Origin of the sequence: Bauldia litoralis, assembly GCF_900104485.1 — a bacterium.
Lineage (GTDB): Bacteria > Pseudomonadota > Alphaproteobacteria > Rhizobiales > Kaistiaceae > Bauldia > Bauldia litoralis.
On sequence record NZ_FMXQ01000017.1, the window covers coordinates 1 to 21722 of the forward strand.

Annotated in this window: 16 protein-coding genes and 2 pseudogenes; 6 read left to right on the forward strand and 12 right to left on the reverse strand. The window is 60.8% G+C overall.

Going from position 1 to position 21722, the window contains the following annotated elements; genetic code table 11:
• The 3 genes from BLT60_RS23410 to BLT60_RS23415 form a co-directional block, all read left to right on the forward strand.
• Positions 1 to 1684 (forward strand): ATP-binding protein (locus tag BLT60_RS23410; protein WP_342028638.1); only part of this gene is annotated, 1684 nt, incomplete at its 5' end.
• 97 nt (positions 1685 to 1781) lie between these two features.
• Complete coding sequence (locus BLT60_RS25095; protein ID WP_483073130.1) at positions 1782 to 1868, forward strand: small membrane protein YohP; 87 nt, start codon at positions 1782 to 1784, stop codon at positions 1866 to 1868.
• Between the two features lie 275 nt (positions 1869 to 2143).
• Positions 2144 to 3934 carry an alpha-amylase family glycosyl hydrolase gene (locus BLT60_RS23415; protein ID WP_244521420.1) on the forward strand — a complete coding sequence of 597 codons (1791 nt, stop codon included), beginning with the start codon at positions 2144 to 2146 and terminating at the stop codon, positions 3932 to 3934.
• A gap of 82 nt (positions 3935 to 4016) precedes the next feature.
• On the opposite strand, the pseudogene BLT60_RS24880 reads toward BLT60_RS23415, so the two are convergent.
• The 7 genes and pseudogenes from BLT60_RS24880 to BLT60_RS24510 all read right to left on the reverse strand — a co-directional run.
• Positions 4017 to 4147: pseudogene (locus BLT60_RS24880) on the reverse strand (transposase); the annotation flags it as partial.
• 35 nt (positions 4148 to 4182) lie between these two features.
• The gene (locus tag BLT60_RS23420; protein WP_090881216.1) at positions 4183 to 5460 is read right to left on the reverse strand and encodes a cation:proton antiporter; all 1278 of its coding nucleotides are present in this window, start codon (positions 5458 to 5460) and stop codon (positions 4183 to 4185) included.
• Positions 5461 to 5746: 286 nt separating this feature from the next.
• A complete protein-coding gene (locus BLT60_RS23425; RefSeq protein ID WP_090881219.1) occupies positions 5747 to 6745 on the reverse strand; it encodes a DUF3618 domain-containing protein in 999 nt (332 codons plus the stop codon).
• Entirely contained in the window at positions 6745 to 7161 is a 417-nt protein-coding gene (locus tag BLT60_RS23430; protein WP_090881222.1) for a phage holin family protein, read from the reverse strand. The genes BLT60_RS23425 and BLT60_RS23430 overlap by 1 nt, the downstream gene beginning before the upstream one ends.
• A gap of 47 nt (positions 7162 to 7208) precedes the next feature.
• Positions 7209 to 7733: a hypothetical protein gene (locus tag BLT60_RS23435; protein ID WP_090881225.1), complete on the reverse strand. Its 525-nt coding sequence runs from the start codon at positions 7731 to 7733 to the stop codon at positions 7209 to 7211.
• 659 nt (positions 7734 to 8392) lie between these two features.
• The gene (locus BLT60_RS23440) at positions 8393 to 9289 is read right to left on the reverse strand and encodes a hypothetical protein (RefSeq protein WP_090881228.1); all 897 of its coding nucleotides are present in this window, start codon (positions 9287 to 9289) and stop codon (positions 8393 to 8395) included.
• A 20-nt stretch (positions 9290 to 9309) separates the two neighbouring features.
• Positions 9310 to 9450 carry a hypothetical protein gene (locus BLT60_RS24510; protein WP_175478613.1) on the reverse strand — a complete coding sequence of 47 codons (141 nt, stop codon included), beginning with the start codon at positions 9448 to 9450 and terminating at the stop codon, positions 9310 to 9312.
• A gap of 1403 nt (positions 9451 to 10853) precedes the next feature.
• Between BLT60_RS24510 and BLT60_RS23445 the strand changes: the two genes are divergently transcribed.
• Positions 10854 to 11186, forward strand: a complete 333-nt coding sequence (locus tag BLT60_RS23445; protein WP_090881230.1) for a YciI family protein — start codon at positions 10854 to 10856, stop codon at positions 11184 to 11186.
• Positions 11187 to 12261: 1075 nt separating this feature from the next.
• Entirely contained in the window at positions 12262 to 12903 is a 642-nt protein-coding gene (locus BLT60_RS23455) for a DUF1236 domain-containing protein (RefSeq protein ID WP_090881233.1), read from the forward strand.
• A 321-nt stretch (positions 12904 to 13224) separates the two neighbouring features.
• Here the strand turns inward: BLT60_RS23455 and BLT60_RS23460 are convergent, their stop codons facing one another.
• Positions 13225 to 13599 carry a response regulator gene (locus BLT60_RS23460; RefSeq protein ID WP_210185675.1) on the reverse strand — a complete coding sequence of 125 codons (375 nt, stop codon included), beginning with the start codon at positions 13597 to 13599 and terminating at the stop codon, positions 13225 to 13227.
• Between the two features lie 899 nt (positions 13600 to 14498).
• On the opposite strand from BLT60_RS23460, the gene BLT60_RS23465 reads away from it, so the two are divergent.
• A complete protein-coding gene (locus BLT60_RS23465) occupies positions 14499 to 16925 on the forward strand; it encodes an ATP-binding protein (protein WP_425285045.1) in 2427 nt (808 codons plus the stop codon).
• Here the strand turns inward: BLT60_RS23465 and BLT60_RS24885 are convergent.
• The 4 genes and pseudogenes from BLT60_RS24885 to BLT60_RS23480 all read right to left on the reverse strand — a co-directional run.
• Positions 16921 to 17421 (reverse strand): annotated as a pseudogene (locus BLT60_RS24885) (DDE-type integrase/transposase/recombinase); the annotation flags it as partial. The gene BLT60_RS23465 and the pseudogene BLT60_RS24885 overlap by 5 nt on opposite strands.
• 959 nt (positions 17422 to 18380) lie before the next feature.
• Entirely contained in the window at positions 18381 to 19142 is a 762-nt protein-coding gene (locus BLT60_RS23470) for a recombinase family protein (RefSeq protein WP_090881237.1), read from the reverse strand.
• A gap of 844 nt (positions 19143 to 19986) precedes the next feature.
• On the reverse strand, positions 19987 to 20544 hold the full coding sequence (locus BLT60_RS23475; RefSeq protein WP_090881240.1) for a hypothetical protein: 558 nt from the start codon (positions 20542 to 20544) through the stop codon (positions 19987 to 19989).
• Between the two features lie 11 nt (positions 20545 to 20555).
• Entirely contained in the window at positions 20556 to 21572 is a 1017-nt protein-coding gene (locus BLT60_RS23480) for a HupE/UreJ family protein (protein WP_244521421.1), read from the reverse strand.
• Between the last annotated feature and the right edge of the window lie 150 nt (positions 21573 to 21722).

A 21722-nucleotide genomic window follows, 5' to 3' on the forward strand; every position in this document is an offset into this window, starting at 1 on the left:
AGGCCTTCCTGAAGGTAGCGGATCAACAATGACCAAGCCCAACCAGGGCGAAACGCAACTGGAGGATCTTGAAGATCTGTTCGAGAACGCGCCGTGTGGTTATCTCTCGGCCCAGCCCGACGGTCGCATTATCAAGGCGAACCTGACCTTCGCCGGATGGGTGGGGCATGATCGAGAGCACCTGATAGGTCTTAAATTTCAGGACCTTCTGAATATCGGCGGCAAGATCTACTACGAAACCCACTTTGCACCGCTCTTGAGGATGCAGGGCTTTTTCAACGAGGTGGCGCTCGACATCGTCCGTAAGGATTGCTCCGTGATGCCCTCGCTCGTGAACGCGATTGAGCGCCGTGACAATACGGGCGGGCTACAGTTTATCCGCATCACCATCTTCGACGCTTCCGATCGTAGACGATACGAGCGAGAGCTTCTGAACGCACGCCGCGCCGCCGAACAGGCGACGGCGGAATTGCGCGATTTGAACCTGAGTCTGGAAGCGCGGGTCGCGCAGGCCGTCGACGAACGGCTCCGGGCGGAAGAGGCGCTTCGTCAGGCGCAGAAGATGGAAGCGGTCGGTCAACTGACCGGAGGCATAGCGCACGACTTCAACAATCTGATGTCTGTTGTCCTTTCCGGGCTGAGCCTGCTTGAGAGGCGTCTGGCGAAAGGCGATTCCGACGTGGGCAAATATGTTGCCGCGGCAAGGGACGGCGCCAATCGGGCCGTTAAGCTAACCCAGCGTCTTCTGGCATTCTCACGACGCCAGCCGCTTTCTCCGCAGGCACTGGATGCCAACCAGATGGTCTCGGAAATGTCCGAGATTCTTCGCCGGACGCTGGGCGAGACGATCCATCTGGAAACGGTTCTCGCCGGCGGCCTGTGGAAGGCCCATGTGGATGCCAACCAGCTCGAGAATGCGGTGATCAATCTGGCGGTCAACGCCCGTGACGCGATGCCCGGGGGCGGAAGCCTCACCATTGAGACCGCGAATTGCCACCTCGACGACGTGTACGCCGTCGAGCATGAAATCAGGGCCGGGCAATACGTCATGGTCGCTGTCACGGATAGCGGCAGCGGCATGACGCCCGATGTTATGGCCAAAGCGTTTGAGCCGTTCTTCACCACGAAAGGCGTGGGAAAGGGCACCGGGTTGGGCCTGAGCCAGGTTTTCGGGTTCGTCAAGCAATCCGGAGGGCACCTGAAAATCTACTCCGAGCTGAATCACGGTACGACCGTCAAGATCTACCTTCCAAGACTGTATGGAGCCTCCAAGCCTGCGCGAATTGCCGTCGATGACATGGCTGCTTCAGGGAGCAGCAGCGAAGTCATTCTGGTTGTTGAGGATGATGAGCAGGTCCTGAGGCTGGTCGTTCAGATGTTGCGTGAGCTCAACTATGGCGTGCTTGAAGCGAGAAACGGGGCAGAGGCCTTGCACGTGCTCGACGACCATCCGGAAATCAGGTTGCTTTTCACCGATGTGGTCATGCCGGACATGAATGGGCGCCAGTTGGCCGATCAGGCGAAACAGGCACATCCAGAACTCAGATTGCTGTTCACCACCGGTTACACGCGCAACGCCATCGTGCATAACAGCATGCTGGATCCGGACGTGCATCTGCTGCCCAAGCCTGCGACCTTCGAACAACTATCGTCGAAAATCCGGGCTGTTCTCGATAGCGGGTGACTATTCCAACCGCGTTTCCCGCCGGAGTGGAATCGCTGGACGATGGAACCAATTTCTCTTTCGCGGCTTTTGTCAGAAACCGTGTGTTGGGAACATCATGATCAAGGCCCTGTTTATCATCGTCGGGATTATTTTCCTGATTGGACTTCTCGTCGTCCTCGGCGTCTTCAAGCTGATTTTCTAAGCGTCTCCAAGCGGCGCATCCGGCGATAGTTTGGGCGTCGAGCAAGCGAGTCATTTGGCGGCAACGTGGCGCTTCGCCTCTTTCGGCTGAAGGCGACGACGCACTCGTGGTCACCACTGTCAGGACTGCCGCGATAACGCGGCTTTCGTTGTTCGACCTCTGTCCGCCGGCGGCCGGCAAAATCTTCTCGGACGTTGCCAACCACGGGACGGGTTTGGCGTTACATCCGACCACCCGGCGAATGTCGTCGCCGTGATGGCTTCCCGGAGATGAGAATGGATGAGATGAGACATGCTGGTATGGGGGCGCTCGTCCACGATCAGGGCGTAGCCTTCCGGGTGTGGGCGCCGAACGCAAACGAGGTCCGCCTGATCGGCGACTTCAACCAGTGGTCGGAAACCACGACTCCGATGGAGCGAGAGGAAAACGGCTACTGGTATGCGGACGTCCCGGCGGCGAAGGGGGGACACGGCTACAAGTATCTCATCCGGACGGACGACGGGGATCTGACCCGGATCGACCCGTACGCCCTGGCCGTCACCAACTCCGTCGGGCACGGCATCGTGGTGCCGCGCCACGGCGGGGCGAGCGACTTTGTCATGAAGCCGTGGAACGGGCTCGTCATCTACGAAATGCACGTGGGCACCTTTCATCGTCCGGACGACGCGGACGTTGGCACTTTCAACGACGCGATCGGCAAGCTCGATCATTTGAAGCGCCTTGGAGTGAACGCGGTGCAGATCATGCCGGCGATGGAGTTCGCCGGCGATCTCTCCTGGGGCTACAATCCGGCGCATATCTTCGCCATCGAATCGAGCTATGGCGGTCCCGATGCCTTCCGCGCTTTCATCAATGCCGCGCATGAAGCGCAGATCGCGGTAATCCTCGACGTCGTCTACAATCATTTCGGTCCGTCGGATCTCGACCTGTGGCGCTTCGACGGCCCGGGGGAGGAGGGCAAGGGCGGCATCTATTTCTACAATGACTGGCGCTCCGACACGCCCTGGGGCGACACACGGCCGGACTATGGTCGGGCCGAGGTTCGCCAGTTCATTCGCGACAACGCGCTCTTCTGGTTGGAAGAGTACGGCATCGACGGCCTGCGCTTCGACATGACCCTCTACATCCGTACGGTGAAGGGCGACGAGGGCGATAACGGTGACGCCCTTGAGGATGGCTGGAGCCTCATGCGCTGGATCAACGAAGAGGTCCAGGAGCGCTTTCCCGGCCGCATCACCATCGCCGAGGATCTGCGCGGCAAGGCAGCGATCACCGCGCCGGCCGCGGAGGGTGGCGCAGGGTTCGGTGCGCAGTGGGATGCCGCGTTCGTCCATCCTGTCCGGGAGGCGCTGATCGCGCCGGACGACGCGCACCGCAGCATGGCCGCCGTCGCGGCAGCGCTCTGCCAAAGCTACAACGACGACCCGTTTCGCCGCGTGATCTACACCGAGTCACATGACGAGGTGGCCAATGGCAAGGCGCGCGTGGTCCACGAGATCGCGCCCGGCGATCCCTCCCACTGGGCCGCGCAGAAGCGCTCGACGCTCGGCGCCGCCCTCATGCTCACCGCGCCGGGGATTCCGATGCTTTTCCAGGGACAGGAGTTCCTGCAGGGTGAGTGGTTCCAGGACACGGTGCCGCTCGATTGGGATCAGTCAGAGGATTTCCATGGCATCGTCCGGCTCTACCGCGATCTGATCCGGCTTCGTATCAACCAGAAGGGGGTATCGACCGGACTGACGGGGCGTCACATCGCCGTTACGAGAGCTGACGAGGTGCACAAGGTCATCGCCTTCCGCCGTTGGCATGAGGGCGGACCGGGCGACGAGGTGATGGTGGTGGCGAATTTCAGCCACGAGCCACGCGCGGCTTACCGGATCGGCTTCCCCGAAACCGGCCGCTGGACGCTTCGGTTCAACAGCGACTGGAAGGGCTACAGCGACGATTTCGCGGATTATCCGAGCAGCGATGTCGACGCGGTTGAGGAGCACCTGGACGATCTGCCGGCATCCGCCGAGATCGGCATCGGCTCTTATTCGGTGCTTGTTTTCTCGAAGGACCGGTAGATGCCGGTGTGAGGCGGTACTGCCGTCATGCGAGCACGAAGCGCTCTATAACGGCGAACTGCGTCTTCGCCTCGAACCGCTCTCACGGCGGCCGTTTCCATTCAGCGGCGGCGTGATAGAGGACCATTTATAGAAGCTTGGCGGCGCGTCGTCAGACGGAAAATGGCTTCTTGTTCTGACGGCCCGGCGCAGCTCTGAGTTCAACAACTCGATTTAGATCGTTGTGCACAGCCCACCGATCTCTGAAATCAAATGCGAGGCTCGGGTTCGCGGCCAGCGCCTCCAGCGTATTCACGATCCAGGACTTCGACGGTAGCCGTCGCGGTTAAGCCATGGATCAGTGTGGAGGCGAAGATCGTGAAGGCGACGAGCGCCCATAGAGGCCCCTCGTCGATAAACTCGACGTGCGTAGAGGCGTAGCCGAGGTAGTAAAGCGAGCCGATCCCGCGAACCCCATAGATTGCCACCACAGCCCGCGGCTTCAGGCGGAGAGTAGATCCAAGGAGGCCAAGCATTCCCGCTATTGGCCTGATCACCAGGATCAGGCCAAAGCCAATGACCGTGTGGCTCCAATCGAGATGAGGCCAGAGCGCGGGCATCACGCTACCGAGGAGCACGAGAAGTATCGCGGTGATTGCGTGTTCGATGGAACTCGCAAAGGCATGCAGATGCTGGTGGAAACGATGACGGGCCTCGGACCGCCTGAACACGAGGCCCGCAACAAAGGCGGCAATGAAGCCATAGCCTTCGGCAAGTTCCACGATCCCGTAAGCTAGAAAGACGCCTGCGAGAACAAGGACGCCTGGACCTGAGGCGGCAACCGTGTTCCACGCACGGAGCGTAAGGATGCGCCCCAGTAGCCAGCCGATGCAGATGCCGAGCACCGTGCCGACGACGATGCGGTAGAGGACGTCCCAGGCTAACCATTCAACAAGCCAGTGGGTCGGGTTCGCTCCTTGCGAAGCGACATGCAGCGCGAGATAGACGAACGGGAATGCAAGCCCGTCGTTCAGCCCGGCTTCGGTGGTCAACGCAAACCGGACCGGATGCTCCTTACCCTCAAGCGGTGGCCCGATCTGAAGATCGCCCGCAAGCACCGGATCCGTCGGCGCGAGTACGGCACCGAGCAGAATGGCTCCCCCCACGGTCATCCCTGCCAAGCTCCAACCGAGAAGGGCAACGGCCGCAATGGTGAGAGGCATAGTGATGGCGAGAAGCCGGATCGTCGGCCACCAGCGTCGCCATCCACCTAGACGATCGACCCGCAAACCGGTTGAGAAGAGAACGACGATCACCACAATCTCGGCGGCAAGCTCCCAAACGGCCGGGTTCTCCGTGGGGTCAATGCTGGAGACGATGTCGGGTAATATCAGTGAACCGGCCATCCCGCAGGCCATGAGGAGCGCTGTTGCCGCCGGCGGCCGGCGGACAAGAAGGTGCGGCAACCAGTAAGAGACAAGCAGGCTCACGCCCACGGCAACAAGCAGCAGGTGATATGCGTCGAAACCGAAGCGAGCATCTTCCATGTTTAATGTGCACTTTAGCTAGAAAAGTCGGCGCAATCGCTTCTAGGAGATCGCTCCGCCCCAGGCCAACATTTCTTGCTCGCTGCGGAATATTCCAGCTTCAGCAGCCCTAGCGCGCCGTCGCAGTCAGCGACATCGTCGATGCTCGCACCCGTCCGACGATCAGCAGGACCTATGGCCGCGATTGCCCGCGGCCTGTTTCCTTTACTTCTCCGCCAAGCGCCGCTGGCCAAACCTTAGTGGGCATAATGCCGATTGGATCGTCGATGCGTCGGCCGAAGGCCACTCACAACCGAGAGTTCGGTGGCGTACGATTACCGAAATCGGATTTGATCCCCTCAAAAGTCTTCGCCGCGTGTTCGGTGATCTTTTCATAAACTTCCTGAGCCTGTTCCTTGGCCGCGTCATAGACCTCTTCCGCCTGCTTTCCGAGGCTGGCTTTTACCTGGTCGGAGGCGGCTCCCATGAGGTCGTCTTCCCGTTCGGTGCGGGGAAGCGCGGCCGCCATCGCAGCGCCAGCGGCAAAAGCCAACGCGCCGCCTACCAGCGGCTGATTCCGAAAAGCAGCGATAATTGACTCGTTGATCTGCCTCGCGTGTTCGCCCGCGCCCCGACCAACATCCGACGCCACGTCGCCGACCCGGGATGCGCCTGCGCCGACTTTAGCTTTCGTGCCTTGCACGGCGTCGATCGCGCTTCGCCAAGTATGCGATGCCCAGTCGCTGGCATCCTCGAGCAGCGCACCGGCCTCGTCTTTGAACGCTTGGACTTCCTTCCCGGCTGCGTTGGTGAAGCCGCGGTAGGTATTCCCTGCCTCGTCAACGAAATGCCCTGCGCGGCGTCCAGCGGCGTCGGACAAAGCCCTAAACTTCGCGCCAGCCTCATCCGCGAATTCGACATAGCGGCGACCGGTTTCGTCGTTGGAATGGCCAACGCGGCGTAGGCTGTCGCCCTTGATCGGCATCACTGGGTAGAGATGGTCGTCGAAAGGTGGAGTATCTCCCCGCGGATCATCTTCGACGGTTTTGGAAGGACCTGGGGCGGGCTTGGACATCAGCCAAGCAAGGCTCACGCCGAGTAGTGCGACCGGCACCGGGTTGGCGGCAGCCGTCTTCCCGAGATTTCCGACGAACGCGCCACCGCCGTCCTTGGTGTAAGCCAGCACCTCATCAACGAGCTGACCTGGTGAAAGACGAGCCTGAAGATGGTCGATCGTTTCATCGACCCGGGCGCGCTGCGCTTCGATCTCACGCTGCAGGAGCTCCGTGTTGATTTCTGTGCTCATTAAAGTTTCTCCTTGACGAGGTTCACGTCACGATCGAGTGACCGCACGGTTTTCGGGAGGGCAATGTTGGAGGCCTTCAGGTTGGACATCGCGCGGGACAAGAGCAGCCAAGCGACAACCGCAAGCAGGACGCCCACGATCCCCGCGGACAGAGAACTCGCGCTGGCTTCGCCCATGCCTTGGGCAATGAACACGGCAGCGAGAGCGGCGACGAGTGCCGACAACAGCACCCCAAGGGCACCAATCATCAACACGGCGCTGGCGAGCAGCAGTTCAAGCGCGCTTATAGTCTGCGACACCTTTTCCGACGCTTCCGCCTTGGCGAGACGAAGCTCCTTGCGAAACAATCCTATGACGTCGTCCGCCAAGGTCCGAATGAGATCGGTGATCGACGGTGTTGCGCTTTCCCTGGACATTTTGTTCGTTCTCCTGAATCGCACCGAATGTTTCCCAACCGCAATGGTCAGCTGTGTCCGGCGTCTCGCGGACGGCGTGGCGACGGCCGGGGGGGGGCGCTCTGCGCAGGCCCCGGCGACGAAGCGACCACCTGTCGCGACGAAACCGAACGCGGCGTGTCTCGCTCGCGCTTGGCGGCGGACGCGAGCGCGAACCGACCACTCGCGAAGCCGGCTAGCGCCGCAAGACCCAGGAAGGCCGCCGGCTGTTTGCGGCCGAAGTCCTCGGCCATCGCCATCAGGTCCCCTACGTCGCGATCCTTTATCGTATCGGAGACGCGGCCAATGCCCTTGGCAAGGTCACGCGCATAGCCCGCTACCGCGGGCTCGTCACGATTGTCGAGGTCGCCGGCAACGTCCTTTAGTGCTGCGGCAATGCCGACGAGCCTTTCCGCCGCCGCGTCCTTCTGTTCGCCAGCGAAGGTCTCCGCCTTTGCCTCGATCTCACCGACCTGCTTCTTCGCTTCATCGGCCCAACTCAGAGGCGGCCTCGGCGGCTTTCGACTTGACGGCAGCGAGGTCGCTTTGTGCACGACCCGCTACCTTAGCAACAGCGTCGCGTTCCTCGATGTCGCCCCGAACGGAATTGTCTGAACCTGCCATTGTCGCTTCCTCCTCCAATGCAAAACTGCATGGCGAGAAATCAACCGATAGCGTCAGGCTTTGTTCCTTGGCGCGAAAATTTGCTCGGAGTTTTCATTTACTGGCAAGCGGTTCCTTCACTTGGAACCGCTTTCGCACTGGCAGCTTGCCCGCCACTTTTCGCCCAATCGGCGGGCCGGTGCTTTCTCGATCAGGCGTGGCGTCTGTTCTTAGAGGACCTTTCCAACCGGACCATCGCCGACGATGTCTTTGCCCGCCGTCTGACCGTCCCCTCGTGCTGACCACCGGTGATACGGCTTTCTTACCTGATTGAACAAAGGCCGTCATAGCCAAAGGCGACAATCGCCAACGAAGCAGGTTTGAGACCCAGGAGCCCTTCGCCGCGATCGAGCTGATAGACTCCCATTGCGAGAGCATGCTCGCTCGGAGACCGCCCGCTCGCGAAGCCCGGCGCGGGCGCAATCGACAAGGGGTCAGCGCGCCTGCCCATAGACTGGAAGCGTTAGCGCTGGCGGCCCGGAAACAAAAAAAGCGAGAAGGGATTGCCCCTCTCGCCTTTCTTGTTCTGTCGCCTGTCGAGCGACGGCGGCTACACGCGTCGTGCGACGAACACGCGGGACACCATGTTGCCATCCCGGTGCGACCCGCCCATCGTGGCGCCGAACCACGCGGCAACCAGCGCGATGAGGAAACCGGTCGCCGTGAGGAAGCCCATCAGAAGCGTCGCGTTCTGTGCGGCGTCCGTCGCTTCCTCGGCGGCATCGGCCGCGGCCTCGGCTGCGGATTGCGCCTCGGCATAGACCTCATCGACCCGGGCCTCGGCCTCTTCCTGCGTCAACGCCGTGCGGGAAGCGACGAGTTCGGCCAGATAGGTCTTGTCGTCGGCATCGAGTTCACCGTCGGCAACGGCGCGCGCCAGGATCTGCGCACCCTGCTCCCGGACTTCACTCGCCCGCGAGGCCGATATCGGCGGCGTGGCGCGGGTCAGCTTGTCGACGGTATAGCCCGCGACCGCTTCCGCCCCGTCCGACTGGACCACGGAGCCCGCCGCATCGACCGCGGCGGAACCGACTTGGGCAGCACCGGTCGCTACAGAGGTTGCCGTGGAAATCCCGATCCAGGCGAAAACGAAAACGCCGAGCGCCCAGATGACCGCGCCATGGAGCGCGTCGCGCATCTCGACTTCGCCGCCGGTCGCGTCACCGACGGGCGGCCGCATCCGGCCAGCCACGTATCCGCCGACATAGTAGGCGAAGGCGGTCGAGACGAGGAACCAGATCGCGGCGATGATGCCGATCGTAGTGGCGCCTGCCCCATCGTTATCCCAGGGCGATACGAGCCCAAGGCCGAGCGCCGACCCGAAGCCGACGAACACCACGCTGGTCGCCAGCGCGACAGCCGCTCCAGCGAAAATTGCGCTCCAGTTGAAATATGAGGCGACCCGGTTACCGGCCGCCGGTGTGACCACGCTTGTCGTGTTGCTCATGGCTGTGCCCCCGATCCGGCTCAAGCCAAACCGACGAAGGACAGGATCACCATGACAACGACGATGAGTCCGATGATGTAGATGATGCCATGCATGGCGTTTCGTCTCCTCTCGATGATCCCTTTCGGGACGGTTCCGGCTGTCGAGCGCGCGAACGACATCGGCCCGGCAAAACCGCCGAGGGAAGACACTTCGCTTTACATGCGTTGTTGCGTCGCCAGCCCGCCTGGCCTTACCGCCAGGCTATCGGTGACAAGAACGCGCCATTGCCGAATCGGTTCCGCCGGCCCAGTCAAGCAGGGTGGCCTGAGGGAATTTGGGTGCGCCGCGCGTGCCGCCGTAGTCGGGATCGGTCAAGCTGAGGCGCGCGGCGGCGCGGTCGAATTACGACTTCGGCGTCAGGCTGCGGCGATGGCTTCCACCTGCCAACATGCCCTCGAACGTGTCCCTAGTCGATCTAGCCCAGTTTCACTGGGCCGGTTCGTTCCCTGCGACGATCTTCGCCGGATCGTCTATCCTGACCGTTCCGACGCTCCCCGGACTTCCGCATATCTTTATCGAACCGTCTGTCCTTGCCTGACCGTCTGTCCTCTCCGGATCGTCTATCCTCTCCTATTCTCCTATCATCGCCTGAATACTTTTCTCTGTCTCCCATGGCACCACTCGTTCTTCCCGATCGTCGGGGTTAAAAGGCCGCGCAATCCTGTCAGGAAAGAATCTTACTACTCAATTGAACATCTTATCTTCTAGGAGTTGTGATAACATTTTTATTACTCATAGATTTCTAAGTAATCCCGCTCCGTCCAAGGCCCAGTATCGAGACGCCCTGAGCCTGTCTCTATTCCGTCGCCTGATCGTCGCGATGTCCGGTCCGACTGGAATCAGGGGGGCCGGCGAATGCAGAAGGCTATTGCGATATCCCCAGCCACAGGTCGACACGCGTTCCCAGATCACAGCTTTCACTTTGACTGGGACGGGAGGAGTCTCCTGACGATCACTTGCCCGGCGAGCCACGGGCCCCATGAGTGGAATCCCATTGGCGGCAGACTACCCGATAGCAAGCCGGAGGAATAAAAGCAGAAGCCGCCTCCGGGGGGATGGAGACGGCTTCTCTTGTAACTCGCCGACGCACGAGCGGGGGCGCATGTCGCGCGCTGGCAAAACGATAACGCGTGGAGCCGGGGGATGGTTCCGTCATGTCGACTGGAAATTCGGAACGTCTGTCCGATGGGCCGAATTACTAGATCATCGGGCCCCTGCGCCGCACAGGCGCTCATGGTGATGAATGGCATCGGACGACATGGTGCCATCGGCAAGGTCTCAGTGGAAGTCTTCGACACTATCGCGGGCGGGAGCGAAACCGAGGATCGGCGGCCCAAACAAGAACCCTTCGGCCGACATCTCTACGGGCATGGTGTCCCATGACTAAAGTGCGACCTTGCGGACATCAGACGGCCACGGCAATGTTCGCGGCATAAACCGGTCACCCTTCGCATGCGGCCTTCGGGGTCGGTGTGTCCGAGGCGCACATGTTCTGTTCCCACAACCAGACGGGAGAGCCCAAATGAAAAAATTCATCGTGTTGTACATGGCGTCACCGGGAGATTTCGATGAGATGATGAAGAACACGACGCCTGAGATGCGAAAGACATTCATGGATGCCTGGATGAATTGGATGGATGCCAACGAGGCTTCTATCGTCGACGGCGGCGCGCCGTTGGGGAAAACCAAGCGTGTCGATTCCAAGGGTGTCTCCGACACGACCAACGGAGTCGGAGGCTATTCGATGGTGCAAGCCGATTCAGCGGATGAAGCTGCGAAAATGTTTGGTAAGGACCATCCCCACCTACAAATGCCCGGCGCCTGGATCGAGATCATCGAGATCATGCCGATGTAGTTGGAAATTCAACTGGACCATTTGCGGCACGGTCCACGTCTAAAACACAGCGTCCGCGTTTCCCGACGAGGTAAAGCCGTTTCGGCCGCGGCTTCCGATCAGCCCGGCTTTGGTGCAGTAGCCGGCGCGTACCTCGTCGGCTATCACTGGCCACGGCCACGAAGCTGAGCGCGATATTCCGGACCGGCACCGCTCGCCAGAGCCATTGGATCACGTTCCTCAGTCAAAAGGCTACGGACCGCTGTCTGGAGGAGCGAGAGCAGGTCCGCCAGAGTCGGTTGATCATCTATCGAATTCGTTTGGACGTCTTAACTTTCAGGCGCGACTAGGTTCAGCGAATATCACCAGATTCCGGTTAGGATCACGCAGCCGAACAAGCAGGGTCTTATCAGCAGTTTCGATGCTGATGGGCCCAAACCTGCGGCAACTAACCGAGCGTGTTCATTCCTCAGATCCCGAACGATCAGCGTTAGGCCACCCCTCGCAGCATTTGAGGCGTCCTCAAAGACCTGAAGACCTGCCTTGCCTTCATGATGCCACTCAACGAGCCCGTCCATGGGCCACGCATCGGGCTCCCTTTCAAAGAGGCGTGCGAACCAAACAACGCTACGCTTCAGATCACTGCATGACAGCTGGGCGTATATTTTCTCAAGCGGCATAGCTTCCTCTCACTTTTTCCGGTCAACGCATGGCCGCTCGGAGAGTTGCCCTGGCTCGCTTCACGTCCGGAATCAGGCGAATTCCAATTCCGTCGTCGGAACGGTTTCGGCGCGCTTCATCAGAACTCAAGACTGGGCCCGGCGTAGCAGGGCTCCGTTCCGTCCTGCCACCGGTGCACCTGCGTCGGACGCTGGGATTGGCGCGGAACCGTCATCTGATTTCGGTCGTTGTTCGAGAATGGTCCAGCTTGGAGAGATAGCGATGAAAGCCCTCACAATCCGATTTGCTTGGTTCATGCTGAGTACGATTTTCGTGGCCGTCGTTATGACTATCCCTGTTGCGCTTCAATGAGTTTGGAACTCGCAACCTGTGCTGCCGTTGTTGTGCCGAGAGGGGCGATACCAGGAGACGTAAAATGTGGAAGTCGATTGCTTTGGGCGCCAGCGGCGCCCTCATGATCACCAGCGCTGCGATGGCGCAAATGACTGCTACGGCGACGACGGAACTCAATGTTCGCTCGGGCCCAGGCCCGCAGTACGATATCGTTGGCCTTATCCAGTCAAACGAGGCCGTCGCCATCAATGGCTGCCTTGAGGGCAGCAAATGGTGCAGCGTCAATGCGAACGGCGTGCAAGGTTGGTCCTATTCCGACTATCTCATTATTGGCAGCGACAATGCTGTCGTCCTGACAGAAAGGACGGCCGACCTCGGGGTTCCGGTGGCAATGTATGAAGGACCGGAAGCGGCTCTTCCGGGAGCGGTCGGTGGTGCAGTGCTAGGGGCTATCATGGGTGGTCCAGTCGGCGCTGTCGTAGGTGGCGTCGCCGGTGCGGCCGTCGGTGCGGCGATAGATCCGCCCGAGCGTGTCATCAAGTATGTTGCCGGCAATCCGATGGAACCGGTTTACCTCCAGGGTGAAGCGGTGGTCGGTGCGAGCCTTCCTGGCGAGGTCACCGTCACGCCCATTCCCGACTACGAGTACGCCTATGTTTACGTGAACGGAACACCAGTTCTCGTGGACCCGGGCACTCGCGAGGTTGTCTACGTCATTCGCTAGCGGGCATTCTAGGAGACCAGCAAAAATTAGCCCGGTCATCTCGCACGAGAGGCCGGGCTTTTTTGTTCGGTAGGCCCATCATGGCCTCCCTACTTCAAGAATTAGGGGAGAACGCGTCTCCGGATCTCGGAGCTATTCATTGGCTCTACGTAGCCGCCGTCGTCTTGAAGAACGCCCTCCGAACCGCTACCGGCGCCGCGGTTACGCCGAATAACCCGATTGCCCCATCTCCAGCGAAATAGCTTGTTTATGCTGGCCCTCCCACCTGCCGACATCGATCCAGTCGATTAATCAAGTTAGTGGCGGGGAGTCATCGTCGCCTCACTTGGCGGAGGCTGAAAGCGAGTTCGTCAACGCGGAAGCGAGGCGTTCTATATCATACGGTTTGGCGACGACTGGACAACCGGCAAACTCGGCTGGCACCTCGCTCGCGCCGTAGCCGCTTGCAAAGACAAATGGCAGACCCGTCGCCTTCAAAGCCTGAGCGACAGGAAAGACTTTCTCTCCTCCCAGGTTGAGATCAAGGACTGCGATGTCGAACCCGCCACGGGTTGCTAGCGCGATGGCCTCGGGCACCGTACTGGCCTGCGCCGCCACTACGGCGCCAAGCTCGTTCAGCATCTCCTCAAGGAGCATGAGTATAAGCGCCTCATCCTCGACGATGAGAACCCGAAGTCCCCGGAGCAGACCGTCCAACTTCGCCCCCTGCGCGCGAATTCCTATGCCCAACTACGGAACCTAACGCAAAGATCGGGGTTAGGTTCCCGTGCCGTGTATTCACGCGGGCGTGGCGGGGCAAGCTGCTAGCGATGAGTAAAACGGGAGCGGAATTTTTGCCGGGCGGCGGCGAGATGGGCGAACGGATTCGAGCGTTCGACTGGGGTTGCACGCCGCTGGGTACGCCATCCTCCTGGCCGCAGAGCTTGAAGACCGCCGCCGGACTTATGCTCAATTCTGGCTATCCGATGTATATCGCGTGGGGCTCAAATTTTATTCAACTCTACAACGACGCCTATCGTCCTATCCTTGGCGACAGCAAACATCCCGCTTCTCTTGGCGCCAGCACCGAGCACACGTTTGTAGAAATTTGGGATGACATCGGCCCGATGTTTCGCTCGGTGCTTGAGGAAGCGAAGCCCTCGACCTTCACCGATTTAATGCTGCCGCTCAATCGATATGGGTTTGCCGAGGAATGTTTCTTCGTGTTCTCCTATAGCCCGATTCTGCTGGAGAACGGCAGCTCAGGCGGCGTGTTCGTAACCGTGCTGGAGACAACGGATCGCGTTCTGCGCGAGCGCAGGCAGGAGGTTGTCAAAGACATCGCCTCCATTCACGCACAGGGAAGCAGGGAGGGAATATTCTGCCGCGCGGTAGGCGCGCTTGGCGCGTCTCCCGGGGACGCGCCGTTCTCGGCAGTGTGCGGGCGAGATGGCGAAGGTGCATGGATCGTGATCGCCCGCGACGCCCCATGCCCGCTTTCCAACGAGACGATTCTAAACGCGCTCGAACAAGCGCAATGGGATCGCGCGCCGGCCACGCCTATCGCTCTGCATGAGTCCGTCGTTTGTCCCGTATGGCCAGAGCCCGTAACTCATATGGTCAGCCGGCCGATTCTTGCGCCCGGCGCTGCCGAGGCGGCTGGCATCATAGTCTTCGGCGTAAGCCCGCGTTTGCGCTGGGACGCCGAGTATTCGGCGTTCTGCGACACCTGCGCATCCAATCTGGCGATCGTGATCGCCGATTTTGAAGCCTTTGCCGGCGAGCGCCAGCGCAACGAAACGCTAGCGGCAATCGATCGCGCCAAAACCGTGTTCTTTTCCAATGTCAGCCATGAGTTCCGCACGCCACTTACGCTGATGCTCGGACCGTTGGAGGACGCACTAGCTGAGGCGTCATTGGATGATCGTCAGCGCGATCGACTCAGCACCGTTTATCGCAACGCGCTGCGCTTGCAGCGGCTCGTAAACACCCTGCTCGATTTTTCAAGGATTGAAGCAGGGCGCGCCGCGGCTGTGTTTCAACCGACCGACTTTATCCCCTTCATCACCGATCTGGTGTCTAGCTTCCGCTCCGCAACGGATAGGGCGGGTCTAGAGCTTGCGATCGACGCTAAAGCACTGGCACAGGCAGTATTTATCGACCGTGACATGTGGGAAAACATCATTCTCAATCTCCTCTCGAATGCATTTAAATTCACGCTCGAAGGCGCAATCCGTGTCGAGATCGGCGCCGCCCACGATGGCCGCTCTGTCGTCTTGACAGTTCGCGACACCGGGATGGGCATCCCTGAGCATGAATTGCCCCGTTTGTTCGAACGGTTTCACCGCGCCGAAGGCGTGACGGGCCGCTCGATCGAAGGCAGCGGCATCGGCCTCGCGCTTGTGCGGGAATTGGTCGCTTTGCACGGCGGCGATCTCACAGTAGCAAGTAAAGTAGGAGAAGGCACTGCCATCACCATCACCATTCCGTTTGGCAAGGACCACTTGCCAGCCGACCACATCAGCCCAGCCACGGAAACCGCCTCGCTAAGCCATCGCTACAGCGGCTTTGTCGCTGAGGCGATGCGTTGGCTTCCCTCCGACGCGACGGGAGAGAACTCGGCGATCATCGCGGATGATGTCCCGCGCATCTCTCACGGCGCTGCGGACCAACGCGTTCTGGTTGTCGATGACAACGCCGATATGCGCGACTATCTTCGCCATCTGTTGCAATGGCATGGCTATCGTGTCGATGTCGCGGCAGACGGGCTCGTTGCCCTGGAGATGATTGAACGCGCGCCACCGGATCTCGTACTTTCCGATTTGATGATGCCGAACCTAGATGGCTTCGGCCTGCTTGTACGTTTGCGCAAAAATCCAGCAACCAGAGAATTGCCTTTCATCGCTCTCTCCGCGCGGGCGGGCGAAGAATCGAAGATCGAAGGACTGGAGGCCGGCGCCGACGACTATCTGGTTAAACCGTTCTCCAGCCGTGAGTTGTTCGCCCGCGTGAGCGCCGCGATAAAATTGGCGCGCATGCGGCGTACGGCACGCGAGTCGCTACGAGACGAATACACTCGACTGCGGCGGCTGTTCGAAAAAGCGCCTGGCTTCATGGCCACCTTACGCGGACCGGATCACGTGTTCGAGTTCGCCAACCCGGCCTATCTCCGCATTGTGGGCGATCGAGACATTATCGGAAAGCCAGTGGCGAGCGCTTTGCCGGAGGTCGTGGAACAAGGCTTTGTTGAACTCCTCAATGAGGTCTACCGTACCGGCAAGCCATTCATTGGCGAAAACGTGCGGGTTCAGCTGCAAACAATGCAGGATGCGCCGCGGCGGGAAGTGGTGGTGAACTTTGTTTACGAGCCCGTCACTGATGCTGATGGCACTATCGTCGGTGTGTTTCTCGAGGGCCACGACGTCACCCCACAGCACCGAGCCAATCAACATCTCCAATTGCTGATTAGCGAGTTGAACCACCGGGTCAAAAACATGCTGGCCATCGTCCAAAGCGTTGCACAGCAGACCTTCAAGGGCGAGCGAAACGCTGAGGTGGAACGGAAAGCCTTCGAGGGCCGACTGACCGCATTAGCCTCAGCGCATGATATTCTGACACGTCAGAATTGGGAATCGCCTATGCTGGAAACGGTAGCGCGAGAGGTGATCGGCTTTCACGCCGATTACAACGCCGTTTCAATCTCGGGACCTCCAGTGCGCCTCAACCCGAAGACGGCCGTAACACTGGCGATGGCGTTACACGAATTGTGCACAAACGCTCTCAAATATGGCGCACTTTCCATAGCCGGCGGCTCTATCACGCTATGTTGGGAGATTAAGCACGGATCCGAACCGCGCCTTGCGATGACGTGGCGGGAGCGCGGCGGACCAAAGGTGAAAGCGCCTTCCCGACGCGGATTTGGATCGCGGTTGATAGAACGCGCGCTGGCTACGGAACTCAGGGGAACTGCTCGCCTGGACTTCAGACCAGAGGGGATTTTCTGCCAAATTGATGCGCCCCTTCCTGAGGACATGCGATCATGAGCGCCCTCGCCGGAATTGCGGCGAGTTGCTTGCCGTCCGACTCGGATGGGTACTGGTTGCCGCGGTCGAAATGACAGATGGGGCCTTCGGCCGGTCGTTGCCGCTGCGCGGCCATCATCAAGGCGGGCAGCAGCAGTTTGGTGCGCATGTGGTCGCGCATCGACCAGCATGCGATCTTGCGGGTCGCCAGGTCGAGCACGCCAGCGAGACAGCCACCCTACGCTGGTCGCGATATAGGCGATATCGGACAACCAGATGCGGTTCGGCGCCGCCGCGACGAACTCCTACTTCAACAGGTTCGGCGCGATCGGCAGATAGTGGCGGCTGTCGGTCGTACAGGGCCTTAACCTGCGACCTGCGAGCGCGCGAATACCGTGCAGCCGCATCAGCCGCGCAATACGCCCCCGGCTTGCCATCCTGCCTTCTGCACGAAGCGCGGCACGCATTCTGAACTACTGTAACGGCCGTTATGGTCAACGCGGAGACGACGCACATCGCGCGCGGTGCCATCTCTCTCGGACTGATTATCGACCAGTTCGCTTCCGCCAATGCGGCGAGGGCGAGCGTCGACAGGCTCTGAAGGATAAGATGATCCGCGTTGGTCAGACACGACGGTGGTGTGAAAAATGCCCTCCGGATTATCCTTCAGCTCGCCTTCGCCTTTGCTGGTTTGGTCCGCCGATGCTCGATACCGTTCTCGCGGCAGATCTGGCCGTAGCGGCGGGACGTTGCCTGCAGGTTTTATCCAGCCATGGTTGAAGTCGGGCAGGTGGTTGCCGCTTGTGCGGCAAGGGTTAAGCTAACGTCGTAGGCGGCTGGAACTGCAATCGACGGCTTACGCAAAATGGATCGTACAGAGGGATCGTGCTCTCACCTCTACGGGGGGTCGCTCTCCTTTTAATGTCGACGCCTGCGCTAGATGATAACTAGGACCGTCACTCTTGGGGACTGCCGAAAATGAGACGCCCGACTCCAGGATTCGGAACGCGGCTCGGCAAGCCGTCGGCTAAGGCGAAACCACTGCCTGCCGTACGCCAGATCGAGTATGAGAGGCGACTGTGTGAAGCAATCAGGATGCTGGTACGCGTTGAACTGCGGTATCACGACGATAGGGCCTTTCGTCTGGTTGAGCCCACCGCCGTGTACGAGTCATCACCGGGACAAATAGCTCTTTCCGGAACCCAGGTGGTCAACCCGGCACAACCATCCGAGTCGCTCAAGCCACGAAACTTTGAGGTCGGTCGGATCGTCGCGCTTCGTCTTACCGACAACCGCTTCGTACCCGACCCCCGCTTTGACCCGCGCGATCCCAAGTACAAGTTGGGCATTCTCTGCTCGGTTTGAATGCCAACGGTTGCGAGCGACCGCCCTGATTTGGTGGAAGCACCCGTGGGCTCCGTTCCTAGGCCATCTGCGTTTGCGCATGACAATCGGGTCCGTCTGTTGTCAACCGTTTCAACCTCGGTTTTGCATGGTCTCACTAGCGCGATATCGGCCCCGGCGGCTAGCGTTCTTCCCGCCTATAGAAGGGCTCAGGCCCTTGGCGGGTGGCAGCCGATCGACGAGGTTCTTCACGTTCGACACATGCCATTGCCTGCCACGTGCTGTGCGGACGCCGCGATTGTTGAGAGCCGCCGCGAGACCGCGCAGATCACGGACGCCAGACATTCTCAGCTGCTCGATGATCGGCAGGACATTGGCGGCAAACGCGGCCGCCTCCGCTGTCTGAACCTTGCGCCCGAGCGCCGCTGCTTCAGACGCATTTGTCCGATTCCCCATTTTGGCGCCCTGAGCCTTTCGCGCCGCTAGCGCCGACCGCGTCCTCTCGGAGATCAGTCGCCGCTCCTTCTCGGCAAGAGCAGCGTAGAGATGCAGCATGAACGGATCTGCATCCGCGCCAAGCTCGGCGACAATGAAGGGCACACGCTGCGCCATGAGTCCTGCAATGAAAGCGACATCACGGGAGAGACGATCAAGCTTCGCGACAATAACCGGGCACTTGGTCGATTTGCCGGCTGCGAGGGCGGCTGCCAGCTGTGGTCGCCGGTCCAGGGCGTCCGCCCCTTTGCCGGTTTCGATCTCGGTGAACTCGGCGACGAGGGTGTAGCCCTCTGCCTCGGCGAAGCGCGCAACGGCAGTCCGCTGCGCCTCGATACCGAGGCCCGATCGACCCTGCCTGGCGGTGGATACGCGGTAGTAGGCGACGGCATGTTGCATGGCGACAAACTCACGTTGCTTCCGTACAAACCGCATACCACCGTTTGCCGTTTGTACGTAGCTAACACTATGACTTAGTTCAGCAATTTATCTCCGATTTGCGCACAGTCGGCTTGCGTCGAGTTCATCCAGCACCCGGAAGGACTTGTTCTGGCGTGGGCACGGTCCGGCGAAGAATGCACAGCTAGCGGCAGCGACGGGCGGGGCGCTGTCCGTGAAGCCATTCTGAGCGACGCTGGCCGTTCCTGTTGGAGGTCTGCTTGGCGGCGGGGACGCCCACCTACCTTCCCAGCCTCAGCCGCCAAATGCCACCAAGGGTCCGGGCAATAGTCTCAGGCATTCGATGGGTCAGCGCCGTTCCTGGTGAATGCTGGGATGATGGAGACGTCATTAGCGGCGTTAGATGACGTCCAGCCGGGAGGCTTTTAAAGACTTGGTGTCGCCGAGCGAAGAATTGGTCGTCCTTGCTAGAAAACCGTCCGTCTACACGGGGCATTTGAGCGGGCGCACGGATCGGGTTGGGCTCTGGACCACCCAGCATCGCGATCAGTGAAATCTCTCGTGTAGACGGCTGGTTCTCGGAAAGGATGCCGGCGCCGCACCGATCCGTCGGAGTCCGCTTTGTGTTGATGAGCAGCCATATTCTGTTGGCGTTGGCATTCTTGCTATTCGCCAACTGCGGACGCTGGCGCGAGGTCAGCTCTCGGCCCAAAGCCGCCGTTGGACCGCAAAGGTAGCAATGACGGCTCGTGACCCGAAGCTGCCGTCGGATCAGTTGATTTCGATGACGCATCTTGACCTACGTCCGTAAACAGTGCGGAAGCGCACCGAAAGTAGGGAGGCTTCATCGGGTAAACTTCGCGGCGAGCGTCTCGCGAAGGATCTCGATTTCGGCCGGATTGCCGTAGTAACGCACGAGCCCGGTTTCATTTGCGTACGCACCGGAAACATCGCCCGATACCAAGGCCGCCAACGCCGGTACGTCCATCACGACGACCAGGTCATCCGGTAGCGGACCCGCAACATGGTTTTCGACCGTGATGCCTTCCACGGTCGGATGGAACCGGGTCCAGAGGACCGGTCCCATCAGGACCATCGAGAATTGGGGCAGATCGGAAGCCGCGTCGTCCACCAGAACAGCGAACTGCCGGAGATTGCTGGTCGTGCGTTGCAGGGCGAAGAAGTCGCCGGGCCTGGTGAAGTGCGTCGGCAGGAGCACGCCTTCCCGCAGTGCTTCGTCGACGGCGCCCTGGACATAGAGGGAGTTCGGATAGATGAGGTTCAGCTTGACGCGCTGCATTGTGGCACTGTTCGGATCCTCGAAGCCGCATGCCCGGCCGGCGTCCGCCGAGGATGCCAGAGCGACGATTGCGAGGCCTGTGACCAGGAAGTACCGAAACATCGGGGGCCCCATCAGGTGAAGGCCAGTCGTTGCAGGAGCCAGAAGGCGCCGAGCGACCCGACCAGATAGGCCGGCGCCAGTTCCATGCGGCGGGGCCAGACGACCCCCAGAAGCTTCAGTCCCCGGGCAAGGAGCAGTACGACGGCAACGAATGCCAACTGGCCGACTTCGACGCCGACATTGAACGACACCAGCGCCAGCGGCACCTCGGAGGGGGGCAGCCCGACCTCCGACAATACGCCCGCGAAGCCGAAGCCATGCAGGAGCCCGAAGGCAAAGGCGACGACCCAGGGATTGCGGATCGTGAAGCTCGTCCGACCACGCTTCTCGCGGACGACCTCGACGCCGAGAAACAGGATGGACAGGGCGATGCCGGCCTCGATCGGCCGCGACGGAAGCTCGACATAGCCGAGGGTCGCCGCCGCCAGGGTGATGCTGTGGGCGATGGTGAAGGCGGTGACCGTCTTGACCAGCATCATCGGCGACCGGACGAGCAGGAGCAGGCCGAAGACGAAGAGCAGGTGGTCCCAGCCCGACAGGATGTGCCAGACGCCCTCCCGGACGAAGTCGATGGCGACGTCGATGCTGCCGCGGGTGAGGTCGAACTCGACCCATGGCTGCGAGGGGCGGGCGACCGCCATCCAGCTCTCGCCGTCGAGCGTCTTCGCCCGGACCACCGCCTCGGTGATCGTCAGTTCCAGACCGGGAAAGCCGATGCGTTGTCCCGCCAGCCCGTCGGGACCGGTTGCGATCCAGCGGCGCTCGAGGAGGGAATCGCTCAACTCCTGGATTAACGGCTCGCGCATGTTGCGGACGCCTTCGGGAAGTCTCAGGACAATCGGCAGGCGCTGGCCCGCCAGCACCGGGGTGCGCCAGCGGATGTCGTACTGGCCGGTTGCCGTTTCTTCGATCTCCAGGTAGGCCGGCCGCGACTCGTGGGCTTGGGCGGCGGGGATTGCGGCCATCCACGACAGCAGGACCGCGGCGAACAGCCAGCGCCAGCCTCGATGGAGGCCGAGGCCGCTCACAACGGCGCCTCGTTGTCCTGGGCCAGCGCCTCCGGCGGGCGGGTTTCCGGCGGCGCGGCGGCGGTGTCGGCCTCTGCCGGAACCGGCAGCAGGACGGTGTATTTCGCCCGCATCTCGTCGTAGGCGTCGCGCCAGGCGTCCGCCTTCTGG

Coding starts and splice junctions, on each gene's coding strand:
- BLT60_RS23455 (WP_090881233.1), top strand. CDS start 12,262: ATGTGGAAGTCGATTGCTTTGGGCGCCAGCGGCGCCCTCATGATCACC.
- BLT60_RS23440 (WP_090881228.1), bottom strand. CDS start 9,289: ATGAGCAACACGACAAGCGTGGTCACACCGGCGGCCGGTAACCGGGTC.
- BLT60_RS25095 (WP_483073130.1), top strand. CDS start 1,782: ATGATCAAGGCCCTGTTTATCATCGTCGGGATTATTTTCCTGATTGGA.
- BLT60_RS23445 (WP_090881230.1), top strand. CDS start 10,854: ATGAAAAAATTCATCGTGTTGTACATGGCGTCACCGGGAGATTTCGAT.
- BLT60_RS23465 (WP_425285045.1), top strand. CDS start 14,499: ATGGTCAGCCGGCCGATTCTTGCGCCCGGCGCTGCCGAGGCGGCTGGC.
- BLT60_RS23430 (WP_090881222.1), bottom strand. CDS start 7,161: ATGTCCAGGGAAAGCGCAACACCGTCGATCACCGATCTCATTCGGACC.
- BLT60_RS24510 (WP_175478613.1), bottom strand. CDS start 9,450: ATGTCGTTCGCGCGCTCGACAGCCGGAACCGTCCCGAAAGGGATCATC.
- BLT60_RS23475 (WP_090881240.1), bottom strand. CDS start 20,544: ATGTTTCGGTACTTCCTGGTCACAGGCCTCGCAATCGTCGCTCTGGCA.
- BLT60_RS23470 (WP_090881237.1), bottom strand. CDS start 19,142: ATGCAACATGCCGTCGCCTACTACCGCGTATCCACCGCCAGGCAGGGT.
- BLT60_RS23415 (WP_244521420.1), top strand. CDS start 2,144: ATGGATGAGATGAGACATGCTGGTATGGGGGCGCTCGTCCACGATCAG.
- BLT60_RS23425 (WP_090881219.1), bottom strand. CDS start 6,745: ATGAGCACAGAAATCAACACGGAGCTCCTGCAGCGTGAGATCGAAGCG.
- BLT60_RS23420 (WP_090881216.1), bottom strand. CDS start 5,460: ATGGAAGATGCTCGCTTCGGTTTCGACGCATATCACCTGCTGCTTGTT.